The organism is Arthrobacter sp. TJ-170, assembly GCF_058269305.1.
In genome coordinates, this window is record NZ_JBZCNL010000005.1 from 57,983 (window position 1) to 82,803 (window position 24,821).

Annotated in this window: 26 protein-coding genes, 4 tRNA genes and 1 riboswitch; of the genes, 16 read left to right on the forward strand and 14 right to left on the reverse strand. The window is 63.7% G+C overall.

The genetic code is table 11. The features are described 5' to 3' along the window. Positions 1 to 42: 42 nt before the first annotated feature. From AC4D1W_RS10605 to AC4D1W_RS10630, 6 genes are all read right to left on the reverse strand, one after another. Positions 43 to 672: a DUF3000 domain-containing protein gene (locus AC4D1W_RS10605; RefSeq protein WP_490891784.1), complete on the reverse strand. Its 630-nt coding sequence runs from the start codon at positions 670 to 672 to the stop codon at positions 43 to 45. 100 nt (positions 673 to 772) lie between these two features. Next, complete coding sequence (locus tag AC4D1W_RS10610) at positions 773 to 1,846, reverse strand: threonine aldolase family protein (protein WP_490891705.1); 1,074 nt, start codon at positions 1,844 to 1,846, stop codon at positions 773 to 775. Between the two features lie 17 nt (positions 1,847 to 1,863). Further along, positions 1,864 to 2,601, reverse strand: coding sequence for an SDR family NAD(P)-dependent oxidoreductase (locus tag AC4D1W_RS10615; RefSeq protein ID WP_490898716.1), 738 nt, complete (start codon positions 2,599 to 2,601; stop codon positions 1,864 to 1,866). Next, positions 2,598 to 3,974 (reverse strand): DUF6421 family protein, encoded by a 1,377-nt coding sequence (locus AC4D1W_RS10620; protein WP_490898717.1) that lies wholly within the window; start codon positions 3,972 to 3,974, stop codon positions 2,598 to 2,600. Before AC4D1W_RS10620 ends, AC4D1W_RS10615 begins: the two co-directional genes overlap by 4 nt. A gap of 183 nt (positions 3,975 to 4,157) precedes the next feature. Further along, the gene (msrB, locus tag AC4D1W_RS10625) at positions 4,158 to 4,592 is read right to left on the reverse strand and encodes a peptide-methionine (R)-S-oxide reductase MsrB (RefSeq protein WP_490898718.1); all 435 of its coding nucleotides are present in this window, start codon (positions 4,590 to 4,592) and stop codon (positions 4,158 to 4,160) included. 14 nt (positions 4,593 to 4,606) lie between these two features. Continuing rightward, a complete protein-coding gene (locus AC4D1W_RS10630) occupies positions 4,607 to 5,095 on the reverse strand; it encodes a hypothetical protein (RefSeq protein ID WP_490891701.1) in 489 nt (162 codons plus the stop codon). A 100-nt stretch (positions 5,096 to 5,195) separates the two neighbouring features. Between AC4D1W_RS10630 and AC4D1W_RS10635 the strand changes: the two genes are divergently transcribed. After that, positions 5,196 to 6,437: an alpha/beta hydrolase family protein gene (locus AC4D1W_RS10635; RefSeq protein ID WP_490898719.1), complete on the forward strand. Its 1,242-nt coding sequence runs from the start codon at positions 5,196 to 5,198 to the stop codon at positions 6,435 to 6,437. On the opposite strand, the gene AC4D1W_RS10640 is transcribed toward AC4D1W_RS10635, so the two are convergent. After that, a complete protein-coding gene (locus AC4D1W_RS10640; protein WP_490891699.1) occupies positions 6,423 to 6,869 on the reverse strand; it encodes a SufE family protein in 447 nt (148 codons plus the stop codon). The genes AC4D1W_RS10635 and AC4D1W_RS10640 overlap by 15 nt on opposite strands. A 60-nt stretch (positions 6,870 to 6,929) precedes the next feature. Then, positions 6,930 to 7,841 (reverse strand): sulfurtransferase, encoded by a 912-nt coding sequence (locus AC4D1W_RS10645; protein WP_490898720.1) that lies wholly within the window; start codon positions 7,839 to 7,841, stop codon positions 6,930 to 6,932. A gap of 275 nt (positions 7,842 to 8,116) precedes the next feature. On the opposite strand from AC4D1W_RS10645, the gene zapE reads away from it, so the two are divergent. After that, complete coding sequence (zapE, locus tag AC4D1W_RS10650; protein WP_490891695.1) at positions 8,117 to 9,151, forward strand: cell division protein ZapE; 1,035 nt, start codon at positions 8,117 to 8,119, stop codon at positions 9,149 to 9,151. Between the two features lie 94 nt (positions 9,152 to 9,245). Here zapE and AC4D1W_RS10655 read toward each other — a convergent pair whose 3' ends face one another. Next, entirely contained in the window at positions 9,246 to 9,497 is a 252-nt protein-coding gene (locus AC4D1W_RS10655; RefSeq protein ID WP_490891694.1) for an antitoxin, read from the reverse strand. A 137-nt stretch (positions 9,498 to 9,634) separates the two neighbouring features. After that, positions 9,635 to 9,700, forward strand: a riboswitch (guanidine-III (ykkC-III) riboswitch). Positions 9,701 to 9,715: 15 nt separating this feature from the next. Here AC4D1W_RS10655 and AC4D1W_RS10660 point away from each other — a divergent pair. Next, on the forward strand, positions 9,716 to 10,030 hold the full coding sequence (locus tag AC4D1W_RS10660) for a DMT family transporter (protein ID WP_490891693.1): 315 nt from the start codon (positions 9,716 to 9,718) through the stop codon (positions 10,028 to 10,030). 64 nt (positions 10,031 to 10,094) lie between these two features. On the opposite strand, the gene AC4D1W_RS10665 is transcribed toward AC4D1W_RS10660, so the two are convergent. From AC4D1W_RS10665 to AC4D1W_RS10680, 4 genes are all read right to left on the reverse strand, one after another. Beyond that, a tRNA-Gly gene (locus AC4D1W_RS10665) sits at positions 10,095 to 10,168 on the reverse strand. A gap of 31 nt (positions 10,169 to 10,199) precedes the next feature. Continuing rightward, a tRNA-Val gene (locus AC4D1W_RS10670) sits at positions 10,200 to 10,271 on the reverse strand. Between the two features lie 20 nt (positions 10,272 to 10,291). Further along, positions 10,292 to 10,365 (reverse strand) — tRNA-Cys (locus AC4D1W_RS10675). A 54-nt stretch (positions 10,366 to 10,419) separates the two neighbouring features. Next, positions 10,420 to 10,493 (reverse strand) — tRNA-Gly (locus AC4D1W_RS10680). Positions 10,494 to 10,695: 202 nt separating this feature from the next. On the opposite strand from AC4D1W_RS10680, the gene AC4D1W_RS10685 reads away from it, so the two are divergent. The 5 genes from AC4D1W_RS10685 to rpe all read left to right on the forward strand — a co-directional run bounded on the left by AC4D1W_RS10685 (position 10,696) and on the right by rpe (position 15,469). Continuing rightward, the gene (locus AC4D1W_RS10685) at positions 10,696 to 11,652 is read left to right on the forward strand and encodes a cytochrome (RefSeq protein WP_490891669.1); all 957 of its coding nucleotides are present in this window, start codon (positions 10,696 to 10,698) and stop codon (positions 11,650 to 11,652) included. A gap of 125 nt (positions 11,653 to 11,777) precedes the next feature. Continuing rightward, positions 11,778 to 12,365: a peptide deformylase gene (gene def / locus AC4D1W_RS10690; RefSeq protein WP_490898721.1), complete on the forward strand. Its 588-nt coding sequence runs from the start codon at positions 11,778 to 11,780 to the stop codon at positions 12,363 to 12,365. After that, entirely contained in the window at positions 12,362 to 13,279 is a 918-nt protein-coding gene (gene fmt, locus AC4D1W_RS10695; protein WP_490898722.1) for a methionyl-tRNA formyltransferase, read from the forward strand. The genes def and fmt overlap by 4 nt, the downstream gene beginning before the upstream one ends. After that, the gene (locus tag AC4D1W_RS10700; protein ID WP_490898723.1) at positions 13,276 to 14,775 is read left to right on the forward strand and encodes an RsmB/NOP family class I SAM-dependent RNA methyltransferase; all 1,500 of its coding nucleotides are present in this window, start codon (positions 13,276 to 13,278) and stop codon (positions 14,773 to 14,775) included. The genes fmt and AC4D1W_RS10700 overlap by 4 nt, the downstream gene beginning before the upstream one ends. 40 nt (positions 14,776 to 14,815) lie before the next feature. After that, entirely contained in the window at positions 14,816 to 15,469 is a 654-nt protein-coding gene (rpe, locus tag AC4D1W_RS10705; protein ID WP_490891664.1) for a ribulose-phosphate 3-epimerase, read from the forward strand. A 38-nt stretch (positions 15,470 to 15,507) separates the two neighbouring features. Here the strand turns inward: rpe and AC4D1W_RS10710 are convergent, their stop codons facing one another. After that, positions 15,508 to 16,182, reverse strand: a complete 675-nt coding sequence (locus tag AC4D1W_RS10710) for an acVLRF1 family peptidyl-tRNA hydrolase (RefSeq protein WP_490891662.1) — start codon at positions 16,180 to 16,182, stop codon at positions 15,508 to 15,510. Between the two features lie 60 nt (positions 16,183 to 16,242). On the opposite strand from AC4D1W_RS10710, the gene AC4D1W_RS10715 reads away from it, so the two are divergent. The 8 genes from AC4D1W_RS10715 to AC4D1W_RS10750 all read left to right on the forward strand — a co-directional run bounded on the left by AC4D1W_RS10715 (position 16,243) and on the right by AC4D1W_RS10750 (position 24,795). Next, positions 16,243 to 17,667: a replication-associated recombination protein A gene (locus AC4D1W_RS10715; RefSeq protein ID WP_490898724.1), complete on the forward strand. Its 1,425-nt coding sequence runs from the start codon at positions 16,243 to 16,245 to the stop codon at positions 17,665 to 17,667. Positions 17,668 to 17,909: 242 nt separating this feature from the next. After that, a complete protein-coding gene (gene rpsD / locus AC4D1W_RS10720; RefSeq protein WP_490891658.1) occupies positions 17,910 to 18,536 on the forward strand; it encodes a 30S ribosomal protein S4 in 627 nt (208 codons plus the stop codon). A 150-nt stretch (positions 18,537 to 18,686) separates the two neighbouring features. Further along, positions 18,687 to 19,061 (forward strand): DUF948 domain-containing protein, encoded by a 375-nt coding sequence (locus AC4D1W_RS10725; RefSeq protein WP_490891656.1) that lies wholly within the window; start codon positions 18,687 to 18,689, stop codon positions 19,059 to 19,061. Between the two features lie 45 nt (positions 19,062 to 19,106). Continuing rightward, positions 19,107 to 19,334 (forward strand): hypothetical protein, encoded by a 228-nt coding sequence (locus tag AC4D1W_RS10730; protein WP_490898725.1) that lies wholly within the window; start codon positions 19,107 to 19,109, stop codon positions 19,332 to 19,334. A 71-nt stretch (positions 19,335 to 19,405) separates the two neighbouring features. Continuing rightward, entirely contained in the window at positions 19,406 to 22,084 is a 2,679-nt protein-coding gene (alaS, locus tag AC4D1W_RS10735; RefSeq protein WP_490898726.1) for an alanine--tRNA ligase, read from the forward strand. A gap of 15 nt (positions 22,085 to 22,099) precedes the next feature. Then, positions 22,100 to 22,678: a Holliday junction resolvase RuvX gene (gene ruvX, locus AC4D1W_RS10740; RefSeq protein WP_490891652.1), complete on the forward strand. Its 579-nt coding sequence runs from the start codon at positions 22,100 to 22,102 to the stop codon at positions 22,676 to 22,678. After that, positions 22,675 to 23,898 (forward strand): endolytic transglycosylase MltG, encoded by a 1,224-nt coding sequence (gene mltG, locus AC4D1W_RS10745; protein ID WP_490898727.1) that lies wholly within the window; start codon positions 22,675 to 22,677, stop codon positions 23,896 to 23,898. The genes ruvX and mltG overlap by 4 nt, the downstream gene beginning before the upstream one ends. Beyond that, complete coding sequence (locus AC4D1W_RS10750; RefSeq protein ID WP_490898728.1) at positions 23,899 to 24,795, forward strand: shikimate dehydrogenase; 897 nt, start codon at positions 23,899 to 23,901, stop codon at positions 24,793 to 24,795. It abuts the gene before it with no gap. Positions 24,796 to 24,821: the final 26 nt, after the last annotated feature.

Below are 24,821 nucleotides of genomic sequence, written 5' to 3' on the forward strand. Positions count from 1 at the left end.
TCTGCGTGTGCGCGGTGACGGGGCTGTAGTAGCGATGGGGTTCTAGTTCCGGCGCCGGTTCGGTAGTGCCGCCACGCCCTCCGGCAGAGGAGGAAGACCAGCGAAGGTGCACACCATATCCGCCCACGCCTCCAGGTGTTTCTGGACGCTGCCCGATTCGGGAGTCCAGGATGCCCGCAGCTCAATGTCGATGGTGTCCGTGCGGTCGGCCAGGGACCCGTAACTCTCAGACAGTATGCGCGTCGCCGTGCCTCCGGCGGACCTGTAGGTGGCGTCATGGTTCTGCAGTGCCTCGACCAACCAGGTCCACGCTACCGATCCGAGCAGTGCGTCATTGCCCATATCCGGCTCCAGCTGAGCGCGGATGTAAGTGACGATGCGGAACGTTCCATCCCAGACTTCGGAGCCTTCGGGATCGTAGAGGAGGATGAATCGGCCGGTGGCGAGCTCTTCGGCATGGTCATGCTGGAAGGCGGCCCGAGCCGGCCCGTGGACGGGAAGCGGACCGGGCTGGGCATCCTGCAGTACTTCGGCTCCAAGCGCCACTGCGTAGGGCGCGAGGCGGGAGGGAGCCGGAATCTCGTCGAGGCGAAGCTCGTTGCGGCATCTCGCCTGCCGTAAATCGGCCAGGGCTTTAAGGAATTCAGGGGGAACCTGCGAGAGGTCACCAATTGCACTCACCTTCGCAGGTTAAACCCAAATCGGCTTCCCGTGCGGACAGCCACGCCGCACAGGCGGGCAAACAGGCGCTGTTCAGGCCGAATGGCAGAAATCAGGCGCTGCCGGCTTCGCGGCGGATGGCCTCCGCGAAAGCATCGACGTCCTCTGGAGTCGTGTCGAAGGTGCACATCCACCGAACCTCGCCGGTCGCCTGGTTCCAGTCGTAGAAGCGGAACTGTTCCCGAATCCGGTCTGCGGCTCCAGAGGGGAGGATGGCGAAGACTGCGTTCGCCGTCGTCGCCTGGGTGAGCTTGACGCCGTTGATTTCGGAGACGGCAGCGGTGAGGCGCGCCGCCATGGCGTTGGCATGTGCGGCTGAGCGCAACCACAGGCCATCTTCCAGCAGTGCGACCAACTGCGCGGACACGAACCGCATCTTGGAAGCGAGCTGCATATTCATCTTCCGGAGGTACTCCAGGCCGGTTGCTGCAACCGGGTTGAGCACGACCACGCATTCACCGAACATGAGTCCGTTCTTCGTCCCGCCGAACGACAGGATGTCCACTCCGGCGTCTCTGGTGAAGCTTCGCAGCGGCACGTCAAGCGCGGCAGCGGCGTTGGCGATGCGGGCTCCGTCCATGTGGAGATGCATGCCCCTGGCATGCACGTGGTCGGCGATCGCACGGACCTCTTCGGGTGTGTACAGCGTGCCCAGTTCGGTGGTCTGGGTGATGGAGACTGCGAGTGGCTGTGCCCGATGTTCATCGCCCCAGCCCCAGGCTTCCTGATCAATCAGTTCCGGAGTCAGTTTTCCGTCGGGCGTGGGCACAGCCAGAAGCTTGATCCCGCCGATGCGCTCCGGGGCGCCGTTCTCGTCCACATTGATGTGCGCCGTCTTGGCGCAAATGACCGCACCCCAGCGCGGCAGGAGGGACTGAAGGCTGAGTACGTTCGCTCCGGTTCCGTTGAACACGGGGTAAGCGAGGGTGCCTTCTCCGAAGTGCTCCCGCATGAGTTCCTGCAGCCGGCTGGTGTAGGCGTCTTCCCCGTAGGCGACCTGGTGGCCCTCATTGGCAGCGGCCAGCGCGGCCAGGACCTCGGGGTGCACACCGGAATAGTTATCCGAAGCGAAGCCGCGCACGTTGGGATCATGGAGTCGGGCAGGAGCGGAAATGGTGTCAGTCACTAGTCCAGTATCTCGTATCAGGGGAGCCGTGTAGGGGCATCAGCGGTCAGATCAAGCCGCTGGCCGTTGACGACTGCGGTCGGAAGTTCGAACAGGCCGGTCATCGCTACGGCCAGGTCTGTGACATGGGTGTAGCCCGGAAAACGGCGATCGGGGCTTTCGGCACGCATCCTGTCATCGACAAGTGCCTTGACCACCACGATGGATGCGGCACCGCGTGCTTCCCCGTTTGATCCGAACTCCTGGGCTACCGCACGCATCCACGTTTCGGCCGCGGCTTTGACCGCAGCGTACGAGGCGCTGCCGGCGGTAGGAGAATCCACGGCTGTGGCCGAAACAATCGCGAGCCTGCCGCGCGGGGACTTTGCAAGATCGCCGATGAACGCTCTTGAGGTGTTGCGGAGGGTGGTGAGCACGGAACGGTGGAGGAAGTCGTAGTCCTCGTCTGACTGCCCTGCAATCCCGGTGCCCCCGCGCCAGCCGCCCACCAAATGCATGAGCCCGTCCACAGTGGTCCCACCCGCGCGGAGGTCCTGAGCCAATGCCTGCACCGCAGAGAAGTCCATAAGGTCGCAGGTCCGCAGGTCGACGGACTGAAGATGCCCAAGGGATCGGTCCAGGCGCCTGGAATCGGAGCCGACCGCGACGATGTGAGCACCGGCCGCGAGGAAGGCCTCCGCCGTGGCTATGCCTGCCTGGCTGGTTGCGCCCGCAATGAGTACGTTCAGCCCCGAAAGATCAGGGGACCCCGTCATGCAGTCGCTCCGGTGATGCCGGCAGTTGATTCGATGATGTCCTTCATCTTCCTGTCGAGCGCCTCGAAGAACATCGACAGCGGGAATTCGTCATCGAGGACCGCGTCGGTGAGTCCGCGTGGAGGGCCGTCCAGGGGCAGCGCGTCGGGGCCCTTCGCCCATACCGAAGCCGGATGCGGTGTGACGGTCTCGGAGACCAGTTCGTAGGCCGCGAGCCAGTGCGCGATCTTCGGCCTGTCGATCGACCGCCAGTACAGCTGTTGAATCTTCTCACCCAGCGCAATGACGACGTCGGGGACTTCCTCCCAGTCAATGGTCAGGGTGGTGTCTGTCCAGTGCAGGACATGGTGCTGGTGCAGCCACGCGAAGAGTAACTGTCCGCCGAGGCCGTCGTAGTTCCGCACGCGGCTGCCGGTGATTGCGAAGCGGAAGATGCGGTCGAAAATGACCGCGTACTGGACCAGGCGGGCATGGCGGCGGGCCTCGTCGGAGGCGTCGTCGTCGGCTGCTATCTTCACGGACTCGCGGAAGGCCGTGAGGTCGCACCGCAGCTCCTCGAGCGAGTACAGGAAATACGGCATACGCTGCTTGATCATGAACGGATCGAACGGCAGATCACCGCGCATATGCGTGCGGTCGTGGATCAGATCCCACATGACGAAGGTCTCCTCCGCCAGTTGCTGGTCCTCGATGAGCTGTCGGGCTTCTTCGGGCAGCTCGAGGCGGGTGATACCTGCCGCTGCCGTGACCACGCGGCGGAACCGCGCCGCTTCCCGGTCGGCGAAGATAGCGCCCCAGGTGAACTGTGGTGTCTGCCGTACCGCAACGGTCTCGGGAAACAATACGGCCGAATTGGTGTCGTAGCCCGGCGTGAAATCAAGGAACCGGATCGGAACGAAGAGCTTGTTCGAGTACGCGCCCGACTCAAGCTCAGCAATGAAATCGGGCCACAGAACTTCGATGAGGACTGCTTCGACGAACCGGTTGGAGCTGCCGTTCTGCGTGTACATCGGGAAGACGACGAGGTGCCGGCGTCCATCGACCCGATCAAGCTGCGGTTGGAACTCCACCAGGGAGTCGAGGAAATCGGGCACGCCCATTCCGGAAGCCTTCCACTGCGCGAAGTCGCGCAGCAATGCCTCGTGGTATCGGGCATCGTGCGGGAAGAGGGAACTCAGCTCGCGGATTGATTCAATGATGGTGTCTACGTGGCCACCCGCAGCAGCGACATCGGTCGGCTCTGCGATCGATCCGTCCTTCGCCTGAAGCGTTTGCAGCGAGCCTGCCGCATGCTTGAGCTGCTTCCATGCCGGGAGGTTCTCCGGGCTGTTGGATGGCTGGCGGCGGACGTCGGAGTCGAGCGTCTGGGTCACGATTTCCCCTCAGATGTAGGTGAGCTGTTCTGTTGTCACGAGCGTAACAACAGAACAGCTCAGCTGATCCTTGAGAAGTACAAGAGTAAGTAAGTCTTATGTGTTACGACGGTCCATCGTGCAAGAGGCACAGCGGTCCTTGAGGTAGTCCGCGGGTGCCCCTGCCGTGGGCGGAGGAGAGCGTCAGTTCTGGGGGACAAGCCGCATCGAGATGGAATTGATGCAGTACCTCTGGTCAGTAGGCGTGCCGTATCCTTCGCCCTCGAAGACATGGCCGAGGTGTGAATCGCAGCGGGCGCAGCGAACCTCGATCCGCTCCATGCCGAGGGCACGATCCTTGATATACCGGACCCTGTCTTCGGCCAATGGCGCCCAGAACGAGGGCCATCCACAGTGTGAATCGAACTTCTCGTTACTGGTGAACAGCTCGTGGCCGCATGCCCGGCACTGATACACGCCTTTCGCGTGCGTGTCATGGTATTCGCCGGTGAACGGTCGCTCGGTGCCTGCCTGGCGGAGCACGTAGTACTCCTCAGGCGTCAGTTCCCGCCGCCATTCCTCGTCGCTCTTGTCGATGGGGGAGTTGTCAGTGCGTGGTGCGGATTCTGGTGTGCTCATGACTGGGTAAACGCCTAGGAGTCTCCGATAAATCCCGAGCCCGCATAAAGATGCAGGACGGGAACGCCAAGCTTGTCCTGCGCGCGGGTGGCCCAGTCCCTGTGGAGAGTGTCAGCCACCGCATGGGGCCGCGTGATTACCACGGCCTGGCGGGCTCCCCGTTCCCGAACCGTATTGACCACCATGTCGACGGCGCTTCCCCGGCCCGTCAGGCCATCGGCTTTCAGCCCGGCTGCCCTCAGGGCGTCGAGGGAGCTCTGCAGGGCATGATCGGCTGTGACACGAACCTCGTCGTCGCTGGGGCGGTGGGAAAGGCTCTGGAACGCCTCGCTGACTTCGAGCAGGCTCAGGTGGTGAAGGAACTCACCCAGCACGTTTGTGTGATGGTCCTCGGGCACCACCACCGTATAGGCAGTGTCACCGCCGTCGACCAGGGCGGAAAGATTAGCGGCGTCCGCCTCGGTCAGGGGGACTTCGGCGAGTACAACGATTGTTTCCTCCATATGCCAACCCTAGACCCCGGCACGGCCGCCTCCTAGGGTCAACGACACTCCGCGTGGGATTGTTCGCTTCCGCACCCTGCATGTGGGCAAGAATAGGGCTATGCCATTCACTTCTCCTCCGGCCGTTGCGGACCGTCAAGCGTGGCTTCGCTGGGCGGTACTCGGAATCGGCACCGGCGCCGCTGTCAGCTCCGTGATCGCGGGCGCCACTGCCGCGCTCGCCGCCCACTTCGCGAAAGAGGTGGTAAGCCCCCGCAAGCGTGACGAAAACCTCGCGATCCTTGCGGTTGTCCAAACCGGCGATGGCATGGAAGTGATTCTGCCCGCCAACGAGGACACCACGGTCGAAGGCACCTACAGCCTTTACTTCGACGAGGGCCGTGGGCACGCGCGGATTGGTGCCATACGGTCGTTCGTCCCGCGGGAGGGGACCGTGCAGCGTGAGGTGGAGGCGGTCTACTCCGGCGACATCCGGTCAGCAGTGCGCGGTTGGTGGAGCGGCGCTGTGTATCCAACGCCTTCCGCCCTCGGTTTCGCCGACGAACCCGTCGATGTGCCGGTCACAGGAGGAACTGCCCCGGCCTGGCTGGTGCGTGCAGAGACGCCGGCAGCCACCTGGGCGATCATGGTGCACGGTAGAGGAGTGCAGCGCTGCGAGGGGTTGCGGGCAGTGCGAACAGCACGGGAGCTGGGTATGACCAGCCTGCTGGTGTCCTACCGGAACGACGGCGAAGCGCCCCTCGCTGCCGACGGCAGGTACGGGCTCGGTATGACCGAGTGGCAGGATATCGAGTCGGCGATGGAGTACGCGTTCAACCACGGGGCCGAGGACGTTGTGTTGTTCGGCTGGTCGATGGGAGGTGCAATCTGCCTGCAGGCGGCCGATATATCGAAGTACCATACGCGGATCCGGGCCCTGGTGCTGGATGGGCCGGTGATCGACTGGATGGATGTGCTCACCCACCAGGCCGAGCTTAACCGTATCCCTGCACCGGCGGGCAGGCTCGGGCAGTGGCTCATCGCGAACAGCCTCGGCCGGGTCGTGACGGGACTGTCCACACCGGTGAACCTCAAGAGCATGGACTGGGTCTCCCGAGCCGACCAGGTGACTGTTCCGACCCTGATACTGCACAGCGAAGATGACGAATTCGTTCCCGTGGGGCCCTCCGCTGAGCTGGCTGAACGAAATCCCACGTTCGTCACTTTCGAGCGTTTCCACCGGGCGCGGCATACCAAGGAGTGGAACGTGGACTCCGAACGCTGGCACAATGTCACAGCCAACTGGCTGCGCCACCAGGTGTTCGGTCGTACTGAGCCGAAGCGGGCGCTAAGCCGCCCCTGACTCCCGGATCTTGCGCTTGATCCGGCCCAGCATCGCAGCCATGCCGCGCATGCGGAGCGGCGTTATTGCCCGCGTCAGACCAAGGCGTTCAGGGACGTCGTCGGGCACCGCGAGAATCTGGGCGGCCGGCAGCCCGTCCAGACCCTCCTGGAGGACACCGGCGAAACCACGCGTTGTAGGCGCCTCCGGAGGCGCTGAAAAGAACAGGGACACCGACCTCTCGGCGTCGTCAGCGATGTCGAGCGTGAGGAAGAGCGGGCTCTGACACTCAACGACCTGCTCCAGAAGCTCCGGGTGGTCCTTCAGGTGCTCGGGCAACGCGGGCAGTCCCCGGGAGAACTCAAGGAGCAACTGAAGCCGGTCCGGTTCGGACAGTGCCTGGAAATCGTCCACGATTTCGGCGAGCTGTAGGGGTAATGCGGTTGTCTCCACTGTGATCCTCACGACTGCCCCGGGCATGTGCCCGGGGCGACTTCAACTTGCTGGACGCGCTTACCGTCGCCCGGCGGGCACGGGCGCTACACCGGGTTCGGCGCCTTTCACGATCGGTACACGTACTACATTGCCCCACTCGGTCCAGGATCCGTCGTAGTTGCGCACATTCTCAAAACCAAGCAGGTGCTGGAGCACAAACCAGGTGTGGCTGGAACGCTCGCCGATACGGCAGTAGGCGACGACGTCGTCGCCCTCATTCAATCCTGCCTCACCGCGGTATATCACATCCAGTTCGTCGCGCGTACGGAAGGATCCGTCCTCCGCGGCAGCCCGGGCCCAGGGCACTGAAACCGCCGAAGGAATGTGTCCGCCGCGAAGCGCACCTTCCTCCGGATAAGCCGGCATGTGCGTACGGGCACCGGTGTACTCGTCAGTGGACCTTACGTCGATCAGCGGGTTACCGAAGTGATCCAGAACGTCTGAGAGGTACGCCCGGATAGGAGCGTCATTGCGTTCGACCACGGGGTAGTCCGTGAGCTCCGGCTGCAGCACGTCAGTGGTAAGGGGACGGCCCTCGGCGATCCACTTGTCGCGTCCACCGTCGAGCAGACGTACGTCTTCATGCCCGAACAGGGTGAAAACCCACAATGCGTAAGCGGCCCACCAGTTCGACTTGTCACCGTAGATCACAACGGTGCTGTCCCGGGAAATGCCCTTGGCCGACATCAGGCGGGCGAAACCTTCGCCGTCGACGTAATCACGGGTCACCTCGTCATTAAGGTCGGTGTGCCAGTCAATCTTGGCAGCGCCCTCAATATGGCCGGTCTCGTAAAGGAGTACATCCTCATCGGACTCAACAATGACGAGCCCGGGCGTATCAATATTGTCCGCGAGCCACTGGGTGGAGACGAGGCGCTCGGGGTGGGCATACTGGGCAAACTTCTCGTTGGGATCTGTTGCGACACTCATCCGTTGGGAGCCTTCCTGCATAGACGATTGCTCTTTCCCACCTAGCGTAACCACGCGTTCTGCCGATTGCTTCCGGTCAGGTCATAGGACGCCATATTGCCGGTGCCTGACCCGGAGGGTGCTCGGCAGCACCGGTGGGGTGCCCGCGAAGCGCGGATCCCGGTATATGGGGACATCGGTGATGCGGTTGCGTGGAAGGCTGCTGGCGTATCCTTGCCTAGCACGTCTTCCGACGGCGTGCTCCTTACGACCTCTGACGAAAGACGCACTCATCTGTGGCCACCATTGAGCACCTGACCCAACGATCGCCCCGGGTTTCGGTGGATGAACTGCTGGACGGTTTCTTCCCATCACAGCGATTCGGCGATGTGTCCTTCGAGTCCTACCGGCCCGATCCCCAGCAGCCGTCCCAGGCAGCGGCGGTCAAGGAACTTCGACGCTTTGCCGCGACCGTGAATACGCCCAAGCCGAGCGGCCTGCGCAAGTTCTTCGGTGCAAAGCGGGACGAGAGCCGAGCCGGCATCTACATGGACGGCGGATTCGGAGTGGGCAAGACCCACCTCCTCGCGTCGCTCTGGCATGCCACTTCGGGCAAGAAGGCCTTCGGCACCTTCGTGGAATACACAAACCTCGTCGGTGCACTCTCCTTCAGGCACACCGTGGACGCCCTGAGCACCTACCAGCTGGTCTGCATCGATGAATTCGAGCTTGATGACCCGGGCGACACCGTGCTCATGTCCCGGTTGATGCGCGAGCTGGCCGACGCCGGTGTGAAGCTCGCAGCGACATCCAACACCCTGCCGGGATCGCTGGGGGAGGGCAGGTTCGCCGCCGTGGACTTCCAGCGGGAGATACAGGTCCTTGCGGACCAGTTCGACGTCATCAGAATTGACGGAGAGGACTACCGTCATCGGGGGCTTCCCGAAGCCCCCGCTCCGTTGACAGAACAGCAGGTGCGTCGTCGTGCACGAAACTTCCCGGACGATGTAACCGTCGCCGAAGACCATTTCGGGGACCTGATCAAGCACTTGGCGGGCGTTCATCCCAGCCGGTACCGGCAACTCATCGACGGTATCGACGCCGTTGCGTGGCATGAGGTGAAAACCATTACGGAACAGGCGGTCGCCCTGCGGTTCGTTGTGCTGGCTGACCGTCTCTACGACCGTGATGTGCCCATCCTCGCCAGCGGCGCCCCCTTGAGCGACCTCTTTACAACGGAGATGATGTCCGGCGGGCACATGAAGAAGTACTATCGCGCGGTTTCGCGTTTGACGGCGCTCGCTCGACAGGGCGGAGAGTCGGGCGCCTGAGTAACCGGTACGCCTGGGAAACCTCACCCGGTAAGACAAAGCGCCGACACTGCCTCTCGGCAGGGTCGGCGCCTTCTTGTCGTGCTAAAGGCTGTTATTGGGCGGAAGCGTCGGGGGAACCAGCCGGCCGCCGGCCGTCCCGACTGTCCACAGTGTCGACCATCGAGGAGGCTTTGGACTGAACAGAGGCGATCTTGTCGGAGTACTTGCCACCGGTTTTGCTGTCAATGAAACTGCCAGCGTGTCCGATGCTCTCCTTGATCTTCCCTGAATTCTTGCCCACGAGTCCGGCTGTCTTGTCCTTCAACTTTCCAGCCCTGCCTTTGAGCCCGTCAATTACAGACACAGACACCTCCTTTCTTTCCTGTGGAACCGGTTGTTCCACCGCATCAACCATCATAAGGAGCCGGTCACCCGCGGCCAAGGGATCTGGCTTTCGCCCTGAGCGTGATCCGTCTTGCCGCGGGAGGGGCACTATGAGAGCCTAAGCGGGCCAAGCCGGCACCGGACGAGGTGCGTCGTACCCGGCGAGTGAAAAGACGGCGCTTGAGGAGCGGATCGACCATGGCATGGGTGGTACTGGTTGTGTCGGGAGTACTCGAGGCCGTGTGGGCTACTGCGCTCGGGAAGTCCGATGGTTTCAGCAAGATAGGTCCGACGGTTGTTTTTGCGGTCGCGCTGGTGTTGAGCATGGCCGGTCTTGCCTGGGCCATGCGCACCCTGCCGACTGGCACAGCCTATGCAGTGTGGGTTGGCATCGGAGCGGCGTTGACGGTCACCTACGCAATGCTCTTCGACGGGGAGGCTGCTTCCCTGCTGAAGGTCCTGTTGGTGCTTGGAATTGTCGGCTGCGTCATAGGGCTGAAGGTTATCCAGTGAGTTTCGCGCCCGGAAAACAAGCAGGCTCCATCCGGGAGGATGAAGCCTGCTTGTCGATTATCAGAGCGGACGACGGGATTCGAACCCGCGACATCCACCTTGGCAAGGTGGTGCTCTAGCCAGCTGAGCTACGTCCGCGAAAAGGCGCCTCTCATCGAGGCGCCCTGGGTGGGCGATACTGGGATCGAACCAGTGACCTCTTCCGTGTCAGGGAAGCGCGCTACCGCTGCGCCAATCGCCCAGGTCTTGCAATTCACCGTATGGAGGTGGGGACGGGATTCGAACCCGCGTATACGGCTTTGCAGGCCGCTGCCTCGCCTCTCGGCCACCCCACCGTGACCCACCGAAGCAGGATCACCGGCCGAAGCCAGCGAATACAGTGACTTGCGAGCGGACGACGGGATTCGAACCCGCGACATCCACCTTGGCAAGGTGGTGCTCTAGCCAGCTGAGCTACGTCCGCAGAGAAAATCGCCGAGCGTCAGGAGGTTTCCCTACTGCCTTCGGCGTCTTTCCAACGAGTAAAAACAATATCGGAGGAAGACAGGTTCGTCCAATTGGGAAGCGCACGGAGCGCCTCCCCCGGCTTCCGCCGTTATGCGGTATGGGCCGCAGAACATTCTCTCCGATGCAGAAGTGTCATACAGGGATGACACACTTGAAGCATGACCGAGCCGCTCCTCGCGCACGCCACAGAACGCGGGCGCATGTATTCCAGATCCGTTTCGGAGCCACCCCTGGTCCCTTCCATCACGACCGTCATCTCGCAGGCACAGAATTCATCGCTCGATGGCTGGTTCGGGTACATGGCCGCCAGTGCCCTTGCGCAGGATCCACGTCTCGCCTCATCGCTGGGAAATCCAAGTGAGATGCGCGCCGTCATCCAGGATGCATCGAAGGCCGCTGAACGCTACCGGAATGACGCAGCGCGGCGGGGGACAAGGGTCCACTACTACTGTGAGCAGGTGGCCTTGCGGGATCTCGGCCGACCGCATCGCGTCGAGGAAGCCCGCACTGATCTTGCCCAGCACGGGGAAGATGCCTTCGCTGCACGGTTCGACGAATGGTGGGACCTCTACCAAGTCAGGCCGATAGCTCCCGAGATCACGGTCTGGAACTCAGAACTGGGTTATGCAGGCACCCTTGACCTCGTGGCCAGCATCGCCGGTCGGTTGTGCATCCTCGACTTCAAGACCCGCGCCACCGACAGGGACGGAATGGTGAAACCGCTTGATGAGAAGGTGGTGATGCAGCTCGTTGCCGGTATGAAAGCGCAGGAGTCGCTGGTAAACCCACAAACCGGCACCTGGGAACCATGGAAATACGGCAACGACCCCATCCTGCTCGGCGTGGCAATCGGCCAGACCGAGGTGCGGGCGCACCGCGCCAACCCGGATGTGCTCAAGGAACACTGGTTCAAGTTCTGCGCTCTCCGGCGCGCATGGGAAGCCGGTGGCAACGCTGCCGGCGCCGGTCGGCCTCTCCTTGCAGTGCCGCCGCCGCCCCGATCGGCTGAGGTGGTTCCTGTGGAAGAACCTGCCCGTATGGAACACGAGCCGAAAGCTGCCAGTCCGGGCTACGGCGGCCACACAGGTGCCCCGGCCCATTCGATGGGCAGCTGAGGACCCCGCCTGGCCTAGAATTGACCAAGCGTTTTGGAAGTGGGCGCCGGCCCATCAGTGGACCTGGCCCTCCGACGCCGCTTCGAATCAATTTCCCATGACAACAGGTGAGGACGCACAACCGGATGGCGGTTCTGAGTATCAGGATGATCGGGGATCCCGTACTGCGGACGCCCGCGGCAGAGGTGACCGAGTACGGTCCTGACCTGGCCCGGTTGGTGCAGAACATGGTTGAGACCATGCACAGTGTCAACGGAGCAGGTCTCGCGGCCCCCCAGGTCGGAGTGGGGCTGCGTGTTTTCACGTATGCAATCGACGGGGAGGAGGGGCATGTCGTCAATCCTGTGTTGACCCTCTCCGATGGACTCCAGACCGATGATCAGGAAGGCTGCCTCTCAGTCCCCGGTATCGGTTTCGCGCTTCCACGCGCCGATGAAGTCCAGCTTCGGGGGTTCGATGTCACCGGACGCCCCGTTTTCCTTGAAGCTACGGGCATGCTTGCACGGTGTTTCCAGCATGAGACGGATCATCTGAACGGCCGTCTCTACATCGACCGGTTGCAGGGAGAAGATCGCCGTACTGCGATGCGCGCCCTTCGGCACTCCCAGTACAGTGCGGTCACTTCGGAGACCCTGAACAAGCGCTCCACAACAGTCGGATCGGTATTCGGTATCGGTGCGCACGCACAGGAACACAAGGAAACCGGCGCATGAGAATACTTTTCGCCGGAACGCCACAGGTCGCGGTGCCATCATTGAGCGAACTCCGACGGGCCGGTCACGAGGTGGCTGCCGTCCTCACCCGCGAAGACGCCCCTACAGGCCGGAAGAAAGTCCTCACGCCCAGTCCTGTTGCACGTGCAGCGTCCGATGCCGGCCTTGAAATCATCAAGGCCAACCGCATCGACCCGCCGGTCATCTCGCGTCTCGCCGCGCTGGACCTGGATGCGGCGGCGGTCGTCGCCTACGGCGGTCTTGTTCCACCAGGTGCCCTCGAAGTGCCTCGGCATGGTTGGATCAACCTGCATTTCTCCCTGCTGCCCGCCTGGCGCGGCGCCGCACCCGTGCAGCACGCCCTGATCAACGGGGATGACATAACAGGTGCCTCCACGTTCCTCCTTGAGCAGGGTCTGGACACCGGGCCCGTCTTCGGTACGCTGACGGAGGCCGTCCGGCCTGAAGATACGAGCGGCGCCCTCCTTGAGCGCCTGTCGGAGACCGGTGCCGTCCTTCTCGCCCAAACCCTGTCCGCTTTGGAGCAGGGTCGCGCCGTTGCAGTGCCCCAGCAGGGGGAGGTGTCCCTCGCGCCGAAGCTCTCAAGCGCTGACGGGCGTATCCGGTGGAGTGATCCTGCGCTTGCCATCAAGCGCCGGATCAGCGGCGTGACACCCGAACCGGGAGCGTGGACGCTCCTGGGCGGTCAGCGCTTCAAACTTGGACCGGTGGTCCTCCGTCCCGAGGTCCAGGAGGTTCCTCCCGGCGTCGTTCTCGAACGGGACCGAGTGGTGCTTGTGGGAACGGGCTCACACGCCGTGGAACTCACGGAAGTCCAGCCCGCAGGACGTACCATGCAAGCCGCGCCCGACTGGTTCCGCGGAGCACGCCAAGAGGATCTGGAGTTCGCATGACACCCGAACATCGCCCGGGAGGGCCAAACCGGCGCAACGAGCGGGGGAGGGAGCGCAACCGGTCCGGTACCCGCCAATTTTCCGCGACGGCGCCGGCTGAACGTACCCGTAGAGCGGACCCTGCGCGTCTGGTTGCCTTCGAGGTCCTTCGTGCTGTTGCTGCTGAGGACGCGTACGCCAACCTGGTACTGCCGGCCAGCATCCGTAAGCACCGGCTAGGCCGCCAGGACGCAGGGTTCGCCACTGAGTTGGCGTACGGCGCGCTCAGGGGCCAGGGCACCTACGACGCCATCCTCGAGCTGTGCGTTGACCGTCCGCTCGTCCAGCTCGATCCGGCTATCCTTGACGCTCTGCGTCTGGGTGTCCACCAGTTGATGGCCATGCGGGTGCCGCCCCACGCTGCGCTCGATCAGACCGTGGGCCTCGCGAGAGCCGTGATCGGAGCCGGACCCTCCTCGCTGACGAACGCGGTGCTCCGGAAGGTTTCCCGCAAGTCTTTCGCAGAGTGGCTGGAGGTGCTGACCGAAGGCGTCGAGGATCCGATTCGAGTCAGCTCCCTCCGACACAGCCACCCGGAGTGGATCGTCCGCACCATGAGGCAGAGCCTCGTAGGGCACGGGCGTTCCGTTTCCGAGATCGATGACCTGCTTGAGGCAGACAACGCTGCGCCCATCGTCAATCTGGTCGCGCTGCCCGGAATCGGATCACTCGATGAGGCTATGGAAGCCGGTGCCCGCGCCGGGGAATTCGTGGAAGGGTCGGCACTCTACGCCTCTGGTGATGTTGGGCGGCTCGAATCCGTCCGGTCAGGCAGGGTCAGGGTGCAGGACGCCGGGTCCCAGGTCGTTGCACGTGCACTGGCCGCCGTCGAGCTCGACCGTTCCGGACGCGACAGCGAGGACTGGTTGGATCTCTGCGCCGGTCCCGGCGGTAAATCGGCCCTGCTCGCCGCGATCGCTGCCCAGCGCGGGCACGCCCTGGTAGCGAACGAACCCGCCGAACATCGTGCGGCCCTCGTTCGGCAGGCGCTTGCAGCGGTGGATCCCGCCGTCTGGAGCGTACGAGTGGGCGACGGCCGTACCATCGGGGAGGCATACCCGAATGGCTTCGACCGCATTTTGGTCGATGCGCCGTGTACGGGGCTAGGCGCACTGCGCCGCAGGCCCGAGGCACGGTGGCGTCGTAAGCCGTCGGATCTGGCGGAATTGGGGCCGCTGCAGCGCGCCCTCCTGTCGGAGGCACTCGACACTGTGCGACCGGGCGGGGTGGTGGCGTATGTAACCTGCTCTCCGCATCCCGCCGAAACAACCGCCGTCGTTCAGGACGGTCTTCGCGGCAGGGACGGGTTCTCGCTGATCGATGCCGGTGACGTACTCGATGGTGTGAGCAAGAGCGGTTCCCTGCAGGCGGGCCACGACATGACGGCACAACTGTGGCCGCATGTTCACGGCACCGACGCCATGTTCCTTGCCCTCATCCGCCGGGCAGCGGTCTAGCTTCAGCACGAAGGACGCCACCCTCAACGAAAGGTCGAGTATGAAAGCCTGCTGTATCCACCCGAGCATTCTGTCGGCGGACTTCGTCAATCTACAGTCCGAGCTGGAACGCATCTCCACTGCGGACGCGGTGCATGTGGATGTGATGGACAACAGCTTCGTTCCGAATCTGACCCTGGGGCTTCCGGTGGTGAAGCGCATTCAGGCGGTGAGCCCCGTCCCGCTGGACGTTCACCTCATGATTGACGACGCCGACCGCTGGGCCACCGAGTACGCCGCCGCCGGGGCAGCATCGGTGACGTTCCACGCCGAAGCCGCGCAGGCCCCAATCCGGCTGGCTCGCGAATTGCGCTCAGCAGGCTCCCGCGCCGGTATGGCGCTGCGCCCGGCAACCCCGGTCGACCCCTATCTGGACATGCTCGGTGAGCTGGACATGCTGCTCATCATGACGGTGGAGCCCGGGTTCGGCGGGCAGTCCTTCCTTGACTCGACGCTCCCGAAGATCCGGCGCGCCGCCGACGCTATCCGCGGCGGGGACTTGCCCGTTGCCATCCAGGTCGACGGGGGTATCACCGAAGAAACCATAGTTCGCGCGGCAGAGGCCGGCGCCACGGTGTTCGTTGCGGGTTCATCCGTCTATGGTGCCGACAATCCGGCAGCTGCGATCGCCGGGCTTCGGCAGGCCGCCTCCTGACCGCGACCGGTCTAGCCTTGATCAGCTGAGCCACGGAGCTAGCTGTCGGGTATGCCCGTCAGGCTGATCCGGAGGCTGCGTGTGTCGGCGGCTGCCTGCCGGAGCACATCCTGGCGTGGGTCGGGAACCGGCAGGAGCGGCAGGCGGGGGAGAACGCGGTATGAGGCCAGCTTCGTGTGCGCCAGGCACTCGGAGAACAGCTTGGCGTCGCCGCCGGGCTGCAGACAGTCCGGCGGATCCTGGGCGAAGAGGGCTGCCGCACGCTCAGCTGCGGTATCGACCAGCGCATCGGCCTGGTTAGCCCTCCTCCGGGCGAACCGTTGCTGGGACCAGCCACCGGCCGCCGTACGGGACTGGACATAGCGCGTACCGTTTTTTGAGACGATGAGGACACCGGCCCTGGCAAGCCCGACGCCGTAACCGCCGCGGCGTATCAGAAGCAGCCCCACGGTCAGCGGAACGGACGCCTGCCGGATCAGCTCGTCCACCGCGCTCTCCGGATCGCAATGCACCGTCTCGGGAACCCCGTCCTGGCCCGAGCCTGCCAGGGGTGCGGCGATTTCGGCCGTGCAACCGTTGGCAGCGCGCAGGACTACAACGCCGGGTGTGCCGCCAGGACGCTCGGCGTGAAAGGGCCCGTTGCGTTCACCGAAGCGCCTCACCCAGCCGGCAAGGCGGTCGGGCGGGACCAGTACCGTCCGGTTGTCCTGCACTTCGCCTCCTTACGGAATCCTGGGCGTTCGGTGTCAGAGGATCACAGTAGCCTTGGCTCTGTGAATGACCTATTCAGCCTCGACTCCGACGCGTATGACGAGCCGGCCGCGTTCGCCGGGAATGAGCGGAACCGTCCCCGCAGTCCGCTGCCGGTACGCATGCGTCCGCGAACGGTCGACGAAGTCGTCGGGCAGCAGCACCTGCTCGGAGCCGGATCGCCGTTGCGAACGCTGGCGGGGGGCGAGCCTGCCGTGCGCACGGGCGCCCCGACGTCGGTCATCCTCTGGGGTCCGCCGGGAACAGGGAAGACCACCCTGGCGCACGTCATCGCAAGGGGTCCCGGTCGCAAGTTCGTGGAGCTCTCCGCCATCACCGCCGGCGTCAAGGATGTCCGCCGGGTAATGGACGAGGCGCTCTCCAACCGGGACCTGCACCGCATCACAACGGTCCTCTTCCTCGACGAGATCCACCGGTTCAACAAGGCACAGCAGGATGCACTCCTGCCGGGCGTCGAAAACGGCTGGGTAGTGCTTATAGCTGCCACTACGGAAAACCCGTCTTTCTCGGTGGTGTCCCCGCTGCTGTCGCGATCGCTCCTGCAGACGCTGAAGCCGCTCACCGAAGAAGACATAAGGTCACTGCTTCAACGTGCTGTGGATGACCCCCGCGGCCTCGCGGGGGAGGTCACAGTCGACGAGGACGCCCTGGACCATCTGGTGAGGCTGGCGGCCGGTGACGCGCGGCGGGGGCTGACAGCACTGGAGGCAGCTGCCGGCGTCGCGCAATCAGCGGAAGCGGCGGCTGAACAGCCGCGGGATTTGGAGGATGGCGATGATCATCCCGGCCCGGTCCGCATCACCCTGGACCACGCTGAGAAGGCTGTAGACGTCGCCGCTCTGCGTTATGACCGGGCGGGGGACCAGCACTATGACGTGGCCAGCGCGTTCATCAAGTCGCTGCGCGGCTCCGATGTCGACGCAGCCCTGCACTATCTTGCACGCATGCTCGAATCCGGCGAAGACCCCCGCTTCGTGGCTCGCCGATTGATGATCTCCGCTGCGGAAGACGTCGGCATGGCCGATCCCACCGCCCTGCAGACCGCTGTCGCAGCAGCGCAGGCGGTCCAGTTGGTCGGGATGCCGGAGGGGCGGATCATCCTTGCGGAAGCGGTGGTGCATATCGCAACCGCGCCGAAGTCGAACGCCGCCTATAACGGAATCAATCGCGCCATCGCAGACGTTCGGGCCGGTAAGGGACAGGGAATACCCGCACATCTCCGCGACGCCCACTACCCCGGCGCCAGCCAACTGGGCCATGGCAAGGGATACGTGTACTCCCATGATGAACCACACGGGATCGCCCGCCAGCAATACGCGCCTGACGATCTCGTCGGTACCGACTACTACCTTCCCACCGACCGGGGTACAGAACGCGCAGTTGCCACCCGGCTGGAGAAACTCCGCGCCATTATTCGGAACCGCTGAGCACTGCTAGGATTGTTCGTTGACTGGCAAGTCGCGGCTCATTCATGCCCCTTGTCCAATCCACATCAGGTGATTTCCATCTGGCCCAGTGGAAAGGTGCAGGCGAAGTGAGAACCCGCGAACTGTAGTACCGGAAAGCGGCCCCTTCCGGCTCTCCGAACGTGGAGGCCAGCGACACAAGAAAGAGTTCACACGGTGTTCGCCGTCGTGGACTGATTCGCCGCAAACAGTGAAAGGTAAACGTGGCTAACAACACACGTGCCCGCCGTAAGGTGCGCATTTCGCGCGCCCTCGGCATTGCTCTGACCCCCAAGGCCGAGAAGTACCTGGAGCGTCGTCCGTACGCGCCGGGCCAGCACGGCCGTTCCCGCCGCAAGCAGGACAGCGACTACGCAGTACGTCTGCGCGAGAAGCAGCGTCTGCGCGCCCAGTACGGTATCCGCGAAGCGCAGATGACCCGCGTCTTCGAGGAAGCCCGCCGTACCTCCGGCCTGACCGGTGAGAACCTGATCGAACTGCTCGAAATGCGTCTCGACGCATTGGTGCTGCGCGCCGGTTTCGCGCGCACCATCGCCCAGGCACGCCAGCTCGTGGTTCACCGCCACATCATGGTTGACGGCGCACGCGTGGACCGCCCGTCCTTCCGTGTCAAGGAAGGCCAGCTCATCCACGTGCACAGCCGCAGCGAAACCATGGTTCCGCTGCAGGTTGCTGCTGCCGGTGCCCACCGCGACGTGCTTCCGGCTGTCCCCGGCTACCTCGACGTCCAGCTCGAGAAGCTTCAGGCACGCCTGGTTCGCCGCCCTAAGCGCTCCGAGGTCCCCGTGACCTGTGAAGAGCAGCTCGTGGTGGAATACTACGCACGCTGATCCAGCGCCGACCTCGGCGTTTCGGCAGTACAACTGAACATCAGTTACCAGGAGCCCGCGGCGCACGCCGCGGGCTCTTGAGTAGGTAAGGTACATAGGGAATTGCGGGCAGCCGTCCGCCATGCGCGAAGGCTAAGGAGTTGTTCACGAATGTCAGGTGGAGATATCGCCGGACTTATTGCCGCTGGAGTTTTTGCGGTCCTGGTCGCATTGCTTGCCATTCCGGTGTGGAAGCTCGGGAAGGTCTTCGATGAGCTCCGTCAGGCCATCCGTTCGGTGACTGAGGGCACCACGCCCCTCATCGACGAGGTCACCAGCACAGTGTCCACAACGCACCAGCAATTGAAGCACGTCGACGGGATCACCTCGAACGTGTCGGATGCCTCCGCCAACATCTCGGCCCTGTCTTCGCTGGTCGCGGCCACGGTCGGATCCCCGCTCATCAAGGTGGCAGCGTTTTCCTACGGCGTGCGCAATGCGCTGGCCTCCAGACGCAGGCCCACCTCCCGCCGTCGTAGTCGCTGATCACAAGCTGAAGCACAAGACGCACGCACAACAAAGGAATTCTTGATGATCAAGAGGGTTTTCTGGCTCGCAGCAGGCGCGGCCATCGGTGCCGTAGCGGTACGTAAAGTATCTGCGATGAAGTCGGTGGTAGGCCCGGAAGGGCTGAACCGCGCCGTAGCGCAACTCACGGACAGTGTCGCCGACTTCGCCGACGCGTTCCGGCAGGGAATGCAGGAGCGCGAGACCGATCTGCGCACCGCCCTCGGCATTGAATCAGAGCCCCGCCTCTGATTCCCGATCAGGCACCCGAACACCAGACATCGCCGCTGCGCACCACCCGCGCGCAACACCGAAGGATCCCCATGAAGTCGCAAGAGATTGCCCGTCGCTGGCTTGACTACTTCGAGCGCCAGGGGCACACGCGCGTGCCGTCCGCCTCCCTGATATCCAGCGACCCGTCGCTGCTGTTCACCGTCGCAGGCATGGTCCCGTTCATTCCCTACCTGACAGCGCGGGAAGTAGCTCCGTACAACCGCGCAACGAGCATCCAGAAGTGCATTCGCACGGCCGACATCGAAGAAGTCGGCAAAACCGCCCGCCATGGCACGTTCTTCCAGATGTGCGGAAACTTTTCATTCGGCGACTACTTCAAGCAGAACGCCATCCGCATGGCGTGGGACCTGTTGACGAGCAGCGTGGAAGACGGCGGCTTCGGACTCCCTGCCGACCGCCTGTGGGTCACGGTGTACCAGGAAGACGACGAAGCGCTAGCGATCTGGCGGGACGAAGTAGGATTCCCGGCCGAGCGCATCCAGAAATTCGGCAAGAAGGACAACTACTGGAACACGGGCCAGCCCGGTCCGGGCGGTCCCTGCTCGGAAATCTTCTACGACCGCGGCCCGGAGTACGGCCGCGATGGCGGACCGGAGGCTGACGAAGACCGTTACATCGAAATCTGGAACCTCGTGTTCATGCAGTACCGGCTCTCTGCTGTGCGCAGCAAAGAGGATTTCGACATTGCCGGGGAACTGCCGCAAAAAAACATTGACACCGGCCTTGGGCTCGAACGGCTGGCAATGGTGCTGCAGGGCGTCGAAAACATGTACGAGACCGACCAGGTGCGTCCGGTCCTGGACAAGGCAGCGGAACTGTCGGGTCGCGAATACACCAGTGCAGAGTCCGACGACGACCCTCACCACCAGGACGACGTGCGGATGCGGGTGGTCGCTGACCACATTCGCTCGGCCCTGATGCTCATCACCGACGGCGTCACGCCGTCCAATGAGGGCAGGGGCTACGTTCTGCGCCGGCTCATCCGCCGCGCAGTCCGCGCCATGCGCCTGCTGGGTGTCGAGAAGGCCTGCCTGCCAGACCTCCTGCCAGTCTCGCGTGACGCCATGAACGGCGTTTACCCCGAGGTCGCGCGCGACTTCGAGCGCATCAGCAGGATCGCGTATGCAGAAGAGAAGGCGTTTCTGCGCACCATCGCCTCGGGAACAGCCCGGCTCGAAGAAGCTGTCCGCGAGTCCAGGGGCGCGGGCCGTGCGCTGTCCGGCGAAGACGCCTTCAGCCTCCATGACACCTACGGGTTCCCTATTGACCTGACACTCGAAATGGCTGAAGAGGCCGGTGTGAAGGTCGATGCCGAAGGATTCCGCGCGCTCATGCTCGAGCAGCGGCAACGCGCCCAGGCAGACGCCCGCGGGAAAAAGGCCGGGCACGCCGACATGACGGTGTTCAACGAGTTGCTTGCAACCGGTGAAACCGTGTTCACAGGTTACGACGAGCTGACCAGCGAAGCGGTGGTGCGCGGCATCATCAGCAACGGCGCGTCAGTTCCGGTCGCTCGTGCGGGCGAAGAAATTGAACTGATCCTCGACCGTACTCCGTTCTATGCCGAAGCAGGCGGGCAGGCAGCCGACGTCGGGGTCATCACCGGAAACGGTTTCACCGTGGAAGTCACCGACGTCCAGCGGCCGATCAAGGGACTGAGCGTCCACCGTGCGCTGGTGCGCGAGGGAGAAATCACGCAGGACGCCCCGGTGACCGCGGCCGTCGACCGTCAGCGTCGTCATGCGGGGGAGCAGGCGCACTCCGGTACGCACCTCGTTCACGCTGCCCTTCATCAGGTCCTCGGCCCTGAGGCGCTGCAGCGCGGTTCCTTCAACAAAGCCGGATACCTGCGCTTCGACTTCTCGTGGGGCGAGGGCATCAGCTCCTCGGCGCGATCGGAGATCGAGGAAGTCTCGAACCTGGCCATCCGCAGTAACCACGCCGTCGAAACGAAGGTGATGGGCCTGGATGATGCCAAGGCACTCGGTGCGACGGCACTGTTCGGAGAGGCATACGGGGACCGTGTGCGGGTCGTCGAAATCGATGGTGCATGGTCGCGTGAACTCTGCGGTGGCACCCACGTTGAATCGACGTCGCTGATCGGGACGCTGACGCTGCTCGGTGAGCAGTCGGTCGGATCCGGCAACCGCCGGGTTGAGGCGCTCGTCGGTATGGACGCCTTCAGGCATGCTGCTGCGGAACGCGCGCTCGTCACAGAGCTGTCCGAAATGCTCAAGGTACCCTCGCCGCAGCTGCCTGAACGCCTGAGCGCAACGCTGAACCGGCTCAAGGCTGCCGAGAAAGAGCTGGAACGGCTGCGGAAGGAACAGCTCTCGAGCGCTGCTGCCGGACTGGTCAATACGGCAGAGGACATCGATGGCGTGCGTCTAATCACTCACGACGCCGGTACGGTCGGCAGTGCGGATGACCTCCGGAATCTCGCGCTGGACCTGCGGGGACGGCTCGGCGCGGGTGCCTGTGTGGTCGCTGTGGCGGGTGTCAGCAAGGATCGCCCGGTGGTCCTTGTGGTCACCAACGACGAAGCGCGCGACGCAGGGATCAAGGCAGGAGCGCTGGTGCGTACCGCTGCGGGCATCCTCGGCGGCGGAGGCGGCGGCAAGGACGACATGGCACAGGGCGGTGGGTCCGACCCCGTAAAGGTCCCGGCGGCGTTGGAGTCCATCCGCGCAGCTGTCGCGGGCCGGTAGCAAGAACTGCTTACTGTGGCACCCGGAGAATATCCGTACGGCGTCAAGATCGGCGTCGACGTCGGCATGGTCCGTGTCGGGGTTGCGGCGAGCGACAGGGACGGTTCTATTGCGACCCCGGTTCGTACCATGCGACGCGATACCCGGAAGAACCACGACCTGCGCCTGCTGCTCGGGAACATCCAGGAGCTGGGGGCCGTTGAAGTCTTCGTCGGGTTGCCCCGTAACCTGAGCGGAACCGAATCTGCTTCCACGGCCATGGCCCGGGACTACGCCGCAGCGCTCGTGGAGATGCTGTTCGACGCGGGTCTGGACGTACCCGTCCGGCTGGTGGACGAACGGCTCACGTCGGTTTCAGCGCATAGATCGCTTCGGCAGGCTGGCTTGAACAGTCGTGAACACCGTAAGGTGGTAGATCAGGTGGCAGCCGTGGAGATACTGCAACACGCCATAGATATGCAACGAAACCTTGAGCGGGACGTGGGGGAGCCGGTCGTTCAGCATCGGCGGCGGAGTCATGACCATCCGACGCCGGCCTCATCCGAGGAGTTAGAAATTTCGCACACCAACAGTAGGAGGAAAGAGGAGCAGTGAGCCATCGTCATCCTCCTTCCCCAGCAGCCGATCACGGATCCGAGCAGCACCCGGACGAATATCTGGACGAGCACTACCCGGAGCATCCTGAGCCGGTGGAGCAGTTTTTCGAGGCAGACGTTCCGTCCCGCCGCAGACGCGCTCCTTCCAAGGCGCGTCAGCGCCGCCGCAGACGCCGGACAATCGTCATGCTGATCGTGGTGCTCGGTTTCGTCGGAGTGGTGGTCGCCGTCGCGATGTTTCTCAGGAGTCTGCTTGGAGTCGGTGAAGTCACCGACTACGCCGGGCCCGGCACAGGGTCAGTGACCTTCACCGTCGAGGAAGGCGCGGGTCCCTTGATTATTGGCAGCGGCCTTGAGCAGCAGGACATTGTCGCCAGTTCAGAGGAATTCCTGAAGGCCTTCGGTGGTGTCGCCGACGGGCGCGTGATTCAGCCCGGCGACTATGAGATGAAGTACCAGATGAGCTCGGAGGAGGCAGCCCGAGCGCTGCTCGCCGAGGGCGACTCGATGGTTCACTATGCCGCTGTTGCCAGGGACCTCAGGCAGAACGAGGTCTTCGATATCCTGGCGGAATCCACCGGGATACCCCGCGAAGAGTTCGAAGCACTGGCAAAGGATCCAACGCAGTTCGGCATTCCGGAGCGGTCGCCGAGCCTGGAGGGTTACCTGTATCCCGGCGAGTACCGATTCGACCTCGACATCACTGCAGCCGAGGTCATCCAGCAGATGGTGGACAATACTTACGCGGCGCTCGAAGAGGCCGGGGTCACCGATCCTGCAGAGCAGTACCGCATCCTGACCATCGCCAGCATCGTGCAGGCTGAGGCCGGCCAGGCCGATTACGGTCAGGTAGCCGGTTCGATCATGAACCGGTTGGGTCCGGACAATACCGAGACGAACGGACTGATCCAGTCTGACGCGACTGTGACCTACGGGCTTGACCGCAAGAGCTACAACCTGACCGACGAGGAAAAGGCCGACAAGTCCAACCCGTACAACACGTACGCGATTCCCGGCTTGCCGGTCGGACCAATCGGATCCCCGAGCGCGGAAGCGATCGAGGCCGCGGTCAACCCGGAGGACGTGCCCTACTACTACTGGGTCACGGTCAACCTCGACAGCGGTGAGACCAAGTTCTCCGAAACTCTTGCCGAGCATGCACAGTACGTTCAGGAGTACCAGGCATGGTGCGCTGATAACGCCGGAAGGTGTGAATAGGTGGTCCCCGACCGGACGCCGGCCCCATATCGGGCCGGTGTCATCGGTCACCCCATAGCGCACTCGAAGTCCCCTCAGCTTCACGGCGCTGCGTACGCCCTTCTGGATTTCGACTGCAGCTACACGGCGATTGATACTGCTCCTGAATCCCTTGGAACCATCTTGAGGGAGGTCCGGGATGACCCTGCGTGGCGCGGGCTGTCTGTCACAATGCCGCACAAGGGTGCGGCGCTGAGTTACCTGGATGAGGTGGCGCCGGACGCCGCCGCTCTGGGCGTGATCAATACCGTGCTTCCCGTGGATGATGGCGAACTGCGACGGCTAATGGGCTACAACACGGACGTTGAGGGGATCGTCCGTGCGGTTCGCCATGCCGGCGCCGGACGCCCGGAGCAGGCGCTCGTCCTCGGTGGGGGCGGCACCGCTTCGGCGGCTGTCGCAGCCCTTGCCCAAATGGGTGTTCAGGAGGTCGATGTTTGCGTCAGGTCACCGCGGAAAGCCGGCTCCCTGATGGACCTGGGTCACCGGCTCGGCATTGATGTGAACCTGAGAGATTTCGATGCGGCCGCAGGGTTGTGCGGTGCGTCTCCGCTGGTTATCTCGACGCTGCCGCCCCACGGCGCGGACGAACTGGCTGCTCAGCTGTTCGTCGCACCGTCTTCCGCCGATGAGCCCGAGCCACGGGAACCACGCGTGCTCCTTGATGTGGCGTACGACCCGTGGCCCAGTGCGCTCGCTGAGGCATGGTCCGCCGGCGGTGGAGTCATCGTTCCCGGCCTGGAAATGTTGCTCTACCAGGCAGTGGCCCAGGTGAAGCTCTTCGCCGGTGATGCTTTCCGCGATGAGTCTGCTGTCATAAATGTGATGTGTGACGCGGTGGGGGCTCCCCGGCGCTAGTTGGGGTCGTGGCCCGTGGCAGGATG

What these genes read in the sequence shown, in the direction of transcription:
- AC4D1W_RS10725 (WP_490891656.1), top strand. Translation starts at nt 18,687, where the DNA reads ATGTCAGGTGGAGATATCGCCGGACTTATTGCCGCTGGAGTTTTTGCG.
- def (WP_490898721.1), top strand. Translation starts at nt 11,778, where the DNA reads ATGGCGGTTCTGAGTATCAGGATGATCGGGGATCCCGTACTGCGGACG.
- msrB (WP_490898718.1), bottom strand. Translation starts at nt 4,592, where the DNA reads ATGAGCACACCAGAATCCGCACCACGCACTGACAACTCCCCCATCGAC.
- AC4D1W_RS10635 (WP_490898719.1), top strand. Translation starts at nt 5,196, where the DNA reads ATGCCATTCACTTCTCCTCCGGCCGTTGCGGACCGTCAAGCGTGGCTT.
- AC4D1W_RS10615 (WP_490898716.1), bottom strand. Translation starts at nt 2,601, where the DNA reads ATGACGGGGTCCCCTGATCTTTCGGGGCTGAACGTACTCATTGCGGGC.
- AC4D1W_RS10645 (WP_490898720.1), bottom strand. Translation starts at nt 7,841, where the DNA reads ATGAGTGTCGCAACAGATCCCAACGAGAAGTTTGCCCAGTATGCCCAC.
- AC4D1W_RS10730 (WP_490898725.1), top strand. Translation starts at nt 19,107, where the DNA reads ATGATCAAGAGGGTTTTCTGGCTCGCAGCAGGCGCGGCCATCGGTGCC.
- AC4D1W_RS10660 (WP_490891693.1), top strand. Translation starts at nt 9,716, where the DNA reads ATGGCATGGGTGGTACTGGTTGTGTCGGGAGTACTCGAGGCCGTGTGG.
- AC4D1W_RS10630 (WP_490891701.1), bottom strand. Translation starts at nt 5,095, where the DNA reads ATGGAGGAAACAATCGTTGTACTCGCCGAAGTCCCCCTGACCGAGGCG.
- fmt (WP_490898722.1), top strand. Translation starts at nt 12,362, where the DNA reads ATGAGAATACTTTTCGCCGGAACGCCACAGGTCGCGGTGCCATCATTG.
- alaS (WP_490898726.1), top strand. Translation starts at nt 19,406, where the DNA reads ATGAAGTCGCAAGAGATTGCCCGTCGCTGGCTTGACTACTTCGAGCGC.
- AC4D1W_RS10685 (WP_490891669.1), top strand. Translation starts at nt 10,696, where the DNA reads ATGACCGAGCCGCTCCTCGCGCACGCCACAGAACGCGGGCGCATGTAT.
- AC4D1W_RS10700 (WP_490898723.1), top strand. Translation starts at nt 13,276, where the DNA reads ATGACACCCGAACATCGCCCGGGAGGGCCAAACCGGCGCAACGAGCGG.
- rpe (WP_490891664.1), top strand. Translation starts at nt 14,816, where the DNA reads ATGAAAGCCTGCTGTATCCACCCGAGCATTCTGTCGGCGGACTTCGTC.